The organism is Nevskia soli (assembly GCF_903970205.1).
In the GTDB taxonomy this organism is placed as follows: domain Bacteria; phylum Acidobacteriota; class Terriglobia; order Bryobacterales; family Bryobacteraceae; genus Bog-113.
The window spans coordinates 1-6522 of the sequence record NZ_CAJCHS010000300.1; the positions used below are offsets into that span (position 1 = coordinate 1).

A 6522-nucleotide genomic window follows, 5' to 3' on the forward strand; every position below is an offset into this window, starting at 1 on the left:
GACGGGTCGTCCGGACTCAATTCCACTTCCACCCGATCGCCCTTGAGCAGCCGGACGTAATTGCGTTCCGCCGCGCCCACCGGATGACCGATAATCCGACTCTGCGCCGAAGTCTTCAGCCGGTATAACAACCGCGGCAACTCCTCCAGCACTTCCGCCTCAACAATCGCGCCGCGCGCCATGCCCGACTTCAGGGCCGCGTCAACACGTACGGGCCGTTATCCGTAACGGCCACGCAATGCTCAAAATGCGCTGAATACGAACCGTCCTTGGTGACGGCCGTCCAGCGATCCTTCAAAACTCTGGTCTCCGGGCGGCCCGAGTTCACCATCGGTTCAATGGCGAGCACCATCCCCTCGCGCAGCCGCGGATTTTCATTCCGCCGGTCGACATAATTCGGTATCTGCGGCTCTTCATGGAGCTGCGTTCCGATGCCGTGCCCGACGTATTCCCGGACGATCGAAAACCCGCTTTTGGTCACGTGCTTCTCGACCGTTTCGCAGATATCGAAGAGCCGCCGCCCTTCGCGCACCTGATCGATGGCCAGTTCGAGCGATTCCTCGGTCACTTTCAAAAGCCGTTTGGCCTCGTCGTTGATTTCGCCGACACCCACGGTCATCGCCGAATCCCCGTACCAGCCGTCGAGCGATACACCGGTGTCGATCGAAACCACATCGCCCGGCGCCAGCACCCGCTTCGGCGACGGCATCCCATGCACCACTTCGTTATTCACCGAAGTACACAGAACGAACTTATAGCGCTCCCCGGCGGCAGGCACATAGTAGCCCTTGAAAGCCGGTTTGGCGCCCGCATCTTCCATCATCTTGACCGCCGCCAGTTCGAGCTCCCACGTCGAGACCCCTTCCTGAACCATGGCGCCGATCTTCTTCAGGATGTCGTGAACGAGAAGACCGGCCTTACGCATCTTCTCGATCTCCGTTTTGGTCTTGCGAACAATCATCCTGGCCTTACAATCTCGCTACTAAAAACCTGAAAACGCGCGTTAAGGCTGCGGTGCGTGCCCATCATGACTGATGACCGGCTCGCAATCCAGCAGCCCGCAAATTTGGTCGAATACGGCAAGCGGGGTTGCCCGGCTCGCATCGATTTCGTACAGCCTCCGGCCCGATTCCCGGAAAAAGTCGATCAAGGGACTCGTCTGGCGCCGGTATTCATCCATGCGCTCCCGAATCACCTGCTCGCGATCGTCTTCACGAATCACCAAAGGCTCACCATCCAGGTCGCAGATGCCGGCTACTTTGGGAGGACGCGAATGCAGGTTGTACAGCGTGCCGCACTTCGGACACTGCCGCCTGCCCGTGATCCGAGCAATAACTACATTATAGTCCACAACCAAATGGATTACCACCGCTTCGGCATGGTTCCGGTCCAGAAGCTCCAACAACACCCCGCCCTGCGCGATGGTGCGGGGGTATCCGTCGAGGATGAACCCGCGTTCCGCATCGGGCTGCGCGAGCCGCGCCTCCACCAATTCATTCACCAGCGCATCGGGAACCAGCAGCCCCGCCTTCATGCGCGCCTCGACGGTGCGGCCGATTCCGTCGCCGTTCTGAATGTGCTCCCGCAGCATGTCTCCGGTCGAGATCTGCGGAATCCCCAGGCGTTCGACCAGTAGTTTGGACTGCGTCCCTTTACCTGATCCAGGCGGTCCGAACAGGACCACACCCAATTTTCGAGCGACCGGCTGGTTACCGGGCTGCGTACCTACTTCTTCCGTGGAAAGCAATCTTAGACTGAACTCCTGCGCCCGCGGATGCGCCCGGCGCGCGGCGTGAAGCCTTCATAGTGGCGCATGATCAGCTGCGCCTCGATCTGATTGATCGTGTCCATGGCCACGCCGACTACGATCAGGAGGCTGGTGCCTCCGAAATAGAAGTTCACGCCCAGACCTTCGAGCAGGAACCTCGGAAAATACGTATCGATGAAGTTTCCGACCAGCGGCAGATGCTGCAGGTGAATCCCCGAGATCATGATGTCCGGCAGGATACAGAGAATGCTCAGATACAATCCGCCGACCACCGTGATCTTGGTCAGGATGTTGTTCATATAGTCGGCGGTGTTCCGTCCCGGCCGGATGCCGGGGATGAATCCGCCGTACTTGCGCATGTTGTCCGCGGCCTCGTTCGGGTTGAAGATGATCGAGACGTAGAAGAAGCAGAAGAAGATGATCCCGGCCACGAACAGCAGCATGTAGAGCGGCTCGCCGTGGCGGATCGAACCCAGCGTGTCGGCGATCCAGGGCGTGTTCTTGATCAAAGGAAGGTTCGCCACGGTTTGCGGGAAGGCCAGAATCGAAGAGGCGAAAATGACCGGAATGACGCCGCCGGCGTTGACCTTCAGCGGCATGTGGGTCGATTGGCCGCCCATCACGCGGCGCCCGACGACGCGTTTCGCGTACTGGACGGGGATACGGCGCTCGCCGCGCTCGACCAGGACGATAAACGCGACCACCCCGATCATTAAGGCGAGAATCACCAGCAGGGTGAGCGCATTCCAGTCACGCGTTTCGAAAACGTGGACGTAGATGTTCTGAATGGCGTTGGGCAGCCCGATCACGATACCGGCAAAAATGATCAGCGACATGCCGTTGCCGATGCCGCGCTCGGTGATCTGTTCGCCCAGCCACATGATGAACGCGGTCCCGGTGGTGAGCGACAGAATCGTCATGGCCACGAAGCCGAATCCGGGATGAAGAACGATATTGCCTTGCGAGGATTGCAGTCCGACCGCGATTCCGAACGACTGCATGATGGCCAGCATCACCGTCAGATAGCGCGTCCACTGGGTGATCTTGCGCCGCCCGATCTCGCCTTCTTTCTGCAGCTTTTCCAGCGTCGGGACGACGACCGTCAGCAGCTGCAGAATGATGGAAGCCGTGATATACGGCATGATGCCCAGCGCGAAGATGGTGAAGTGCCGGACGTTGCCGCCCGCGAACACGTCGAACAAGCCGAACATGCCGTTGAGGTTCTTCGAAAAGAATTCTTCCCAGCGCGCCAGGTTGATCCCGGGCGTCGGGATATGACTACCGAGGCGGTAGACGGCTAGGAGCCCAAGCGTAAACAAGACCCGCTTGCGCAGGTCTGGAATCCGGAATACGTTGGCGAAGGCTTCGAAGATCTTATTCATAATGCGGGTTGCTGACTCCCGATTGTATGCCGAATGCTCTTAGGCGTCGACGGGTGGGGTAGCCGGAGCTCCGATTACCTTGGCGGTTCCGCCGAGCGCGGCCAGTTTCTCGGCGGCGGCTTTCGAGAAATGGTGCGCTTCGATGGTGATGGCGCGCGTCAGTTCGCCGTCGGCCAGAATCTTCACGCCGTCTTCGAGCTTCTTGACGAGACCGAGCTGCTGCAGCTTCTCTACCGTGAACTCGTTGCCTTCCAGCGCTTCAAACTGGCCCAGATTGACGACCGCGAAGTGCTTCTTGAAGATATTGGTGAAGCCGCGTTTCGGCAGACGGCGATGCAGCGGCATCTGGCCGCCTTCGAAGCCGCGCATGATGCTGTAGCCGGAGATCGAGCGGGCGCCCTTGGAGCCGCGGGTGGCGGTCTTTCCCATACCGGAGCCCATGCCGCGTCCGATGCGCTTCGGCTTGTGTTTCTGCCCGGCCGGAGGTTTTAGATTACTGAGATTCATTGCGATTTTCCTTGTTGACTATGCCAGCTCGACCTATGACGACGCCTCTACCAGCGCGAGCAGATGCGGAACTTTCTTGACCATGCCGCGGAAGCCCGGCGTATCCGGCCGTTCGACGACCTGATTCAGCTTCTTCAGACCCAGCGCCCGCACAATGATTTTGTGCTTTTCCGGGCACGAGATGGTGCTGCGGACCAGCTTGATACGAATCATATCCATGGCTAGAGCTTCTCCACGGCGAGACCGCGCATCTCGGCCACGACGTTCTTATCGCGCAATTGCACCAGCGCCGCGATGGTTGCCTTCACCACGTTATGCGGATTATGCGAACCGATCGATTTGGTCAGCACATTCGGAATGCCGGCAGCCTGAATCACGGCGCGAACCGGTCCGCCCGCGATCACGCCCGTTCCGGGAGGGGCCGGCTTCAACAGCACGAGCCCTGCTCCAAACCGGCCGAGCGACTGATGCGGAATGGTCGATTCCAGCAGATGGATTTTGCGGAGATTCTTCTTGGCCGCTTCAATGCCTTTACGGATCGCCGACGGAACTTCCTTCGCCTTACCGACGCCGAAGCCGACCACTTTGGCATTGCTATCGCCCACCACAATCAGGGCCGAAAAGCTCATGTTCTTACCGCCTTTGACGACCTTCGTCACGCGGTTGATCGAGACCACCTGCTCCTTGAGGTTAAGCTGCTGCGGGTCGATGCGCTTGCCGGTAATATTCGCCATCTTAGAACTCCAGTCCTGCTTCCCGCGCCGCATCGGCGAGCGCTTTCACGCGCCCATGATACAGATAGCCGCCGCGATCGAACACGACGCGCTTGATGCCCTTTTCCATCGCCTTACGAGCGACCTCTTCGCCGATCCGCTTGGCCGCCGCGACGTTGCCGCCGCCCTTGGTCCCCGCCGTTGAAGCCGCAGCGACCGTGACGCCCTTCGAATCGTCGATCACCTGCGCGTAGGTGTGCGCGAGTGAGCGGAAGATCGCCAGGCGCGGCCGTTCCGAAGTGCCTCTGAGCCGGCGGCGGATGCGTTCGTGAATCCGTCCGCGAATCTCGTTTTTGGATTGTTTGGTAACCATTGCTCTTCCTTACTTCTTGCCGCTTGCGCCGGTCTTGCCGACCTTCTTGCGCAGCACTTCGCCCGTGTAGCGGACGCCCTTATTTTTGTAGGGATCCGGCTTGCGCAGCGCGCGCATATTGGCCGCGACCTGGCCGAGAACCTGTTTATCGTAGCCCGTCAGAATGATGTGAGTCTGCTTGTCGACTTTCATATCGACGCCTTCCGGCAGCAGGAACTCGATCGGATGCGAATAGCCGAGCGTGAACAAAGCGACCTTGCCTTTGATATCGACGCGGAATCCGATGCCGACGATATCCAGCTCGCGGGTAAACCCGGTGGATACGCCGACGACCGCATTGGAAGCCAGCGCGCGGGTTAATCCGTGCAGCGCGGCATGTTCATCGGAATCGCGCACCACGTTCAACGTGCCGTTGTTCTGCTCGAAGCGAATACCCTGCGGAATCGGAACCGTCAGTTTGCCTTTGGGGCCCTGGACGTTCAGCTGGTCGCCGATCTGAATTTTGACGCCGGATGGAACCGGGATGGGTTTCTTTCCTACTCGTGACATTGTTCTTCTCTGCCTACCAGATCCGGCACAGCAATTCGCCGCCAACGCCTTCGCGATGCGCGCTCTTGCCGGTCATCACGCCGCGCGGCGTGGTCAGAATGTTGATGCCAAGGCCGCCCTGCACGCGCGGAATATCGGTCTTGCCGACATACGAGCGGCAGCCCGGGCGCGACACGCGCTCGATGGCGGTAATCACCGGCTGGTTGTCGTTCCCGTACTTCAGATAAATCTTGATGACCTTCTTGACGCCCTCTTCAGCCACCTTGTAGTTGAGAATGTAGCCCTCTTCCTTCATGATGCGGGCGATTTCCACTTTGAGGCGCGAAGCCGGAACATCCACTTTCGGGTGCCGCGCAAGCATCGCGTTGCGCACCCGAGTTAGCATATCGGCGATCGGATCACTGGTCATTTTCTAACTCTTCAAACCTTTCCTTACCAACTACTTTTGGTCACGCCCGGGATCTCGCCGTTCAGCGCGAGCTGGCGGAAGCACAAGCGGCAGATGCCGTACTTGCTCAGAAAGCCGCGCGGCCGTCCGCAGCGCCAGCAGCGATTGCGGTGCCGGCATTTGAACTTGGGCGTCTTATTGTCTTTTGCGATTTTCGCGGTTGTTGCCATTTCTATTCCTTTGCCGTGTCGTTACGCGCGGAACGGCATCCCCATGTTGCGCAGCAGGCTCAAGCCTTCCTGGTCGGTGCGTGCGCTGGTGGTGATCGAGATATTCATGCCTTTGGTCTTATCGACCTTCGAGTAATCGATTTCCGGGAAGATGAGCTGGTCGCGCACGCCCAGCGTGTAATTGCCGCGGCCATCGAAGCTCTTGGGACTCACGCCGCGGAAGTCGCGCACGCGAGGCAGGGCCACGTTCACCAGGCGGTCGAAGAACTCGTACATACGGTCGCCGCGCAGGGTGACCATGCAGCCGATCGGCATGTTCTCGCGCAGTTTAAACGCGGCAATCGACTTCTTGGCTTTGGTGACGACCGGCTTCTGACCGGCGATCGCGCCCAGTTCGGCGACGGCGCCGTCCATCAGCTTGGCGTTGGATGTGGCTTCGCCGAGCCCGATGTTGATCGAGATCTTTTCGAGCTTCGGAACGGCCATCGGGTTCTTGTACTTGAACTCCTTTTGGAGCGCCGGAACCGCTGTTTTTGCGTAATGTTCTCTGAGTCTGGCTGCCATGTTCTACCCTTACTTCTTATCCAGCACTTCGCCGGATTTGCGCGCCAC

Annotated in this window: 12 protein-coding genes; all 12 read right to left on the reverse strand. The window is 59.3% G+C overall.

What is annotated here, in order from left to right; genetic code table 11:
- Nucleotides 1–182, reverse strand: a 182-nt coding sequence (locus H1Y01_RS13200; protein WP_180540982.1) for a translation initiation factor IF-1, incomplete at its 3' end; no start/stop codon positions are given.
- 8 nt (nt 183–190) lie between these two features.
- On the reverse strand, nt 191–961 hold the full coding sequence (gene map, locus H1Y01_RS13205) for a type I methionyl aminopeptidase (protein ID WP_180540983.1): 771 nt from the start codon (nt 959–961) through the stop codon (nt 191–193).
- A gap of 42 nt (nt 962–1003) precedes the next feature.
- Nucleotides 1004–1684 (reverse strand): adenylate kinase, encoded by a 681-nt coding sequence (locus H1Y01_RS13210; RefSeq protein WP_219341523.1) that lies wholly within the window; start codon nt 1682–1684, stop codon nt 1004–1006.
- A gap of 65 nt (nt 1685–1749) precedes the next feature.
- The gene (gene secY, locus H1Y01_RS13215) at nt 1750–3141 is read right to left on the reverse strand and encodes a preprotein translocase subunit SecY (protein ID WP_437179966.1); all 1392 of its coding nucleotides are present in this window, start codon (nt 3139–3141) and stop codon (nt 1750–1752) included.
- A gap of 48 nt (nt 3142–3189) precedes the next feature.
- Nucleotides 3190–3657 (reverse strand): 50S ribosomal protein L15, encoded by a 468-nt coding sequence (rplO, locus tag H1Y01_RS13220; protein ID WP_180540985.1) that lies wholly within the window; start codon nt 3655–3657, stop codon nt 3190–3192.
- A gap of 33 nt (nt 3658–3690) precedes the next feature.
- Complete coding sequence (gene rpmD / locus H1Y01_RS13225) at nt 3691–3876, reverse strand: 50S ribosomal protein L30 (RefSeq protein WP_180540986.1); 186 nt, start codon at nt 3874–3876, stop codon at nt 3691–3693.
- 2 nt (nt 3877–3878) lie between these two features.
- A complete protein-coding gene (rpsE, locus tag H1Y01_RS13230; protein ID WP_180540987.1) occupies nt 3879–4391 on the reverse strand; it encodes a 30S ribosomal protein S5 in 513 nt (170 codons plus the stop codon).
- A 1-nt stretch (nt 4392) separates the two neighbouring features.
- Nucleotides 4393–4743: a 50S ribosomal protein L18 gene (gene rplR / locus H1Y01_RS13235; protein WP_180540988.1), complete on the reverse strand. Its 351-nt coding sequence runs from the start codon at nt 4741–4743 to the stop codon at nt 4393–4395.
- 9 nt (nt 4744–4752) lie between these two features.
- Nucleotides 4753–5292: a 50S ribosomal protein L6 gene (gene rplF / locus H1Y01_RS13240; protein ID WP_180540989.1), complete on the reverse strand. Its 540-nt coding sequence runs from the start codon at nt 5290–5292 to the stop codon at nt 4753–4755.
- Nucleotides 5293–5305: 13 nt separating this feature from the next.
- The gene (gene rpsH, locus H1Y01_RS13245; protein ID WP_180540990.1) at nt 5306–5701 is read right to left on the reverse strand and encodes a 30S ribosomal protein S8; all 396 of its coding nucleotides are present in this window, start codon (nt 5699–5701) and stop codon (nt 5306–5308) included.
- Nucleotides 5702–5724: 23 nt separating this feature from the next.
- Entirely contained in the window at nt 5725–5910 is a 186-nt protein-coding gene (locus H1Y01_RS13250) for a type Z 30S ribosomal protein S14 (RefSeq protein ID WP_180540991.1), read from the reverse strand.
- A gap of 21 nt (nt 5911–5931) precedes the next feature.
- Entirely contained in the window at nt 5932–6474 is a 543-nt protein-coding gene (rplE, locus tag H1Y01_RS13255; RefSeq protein WP_180540992.1) for a 50S ribosomal protein L5, read from the reverse strand.
- Between the last annotated feature and the right edge of the window lie 48 nt (nt 6475–6522).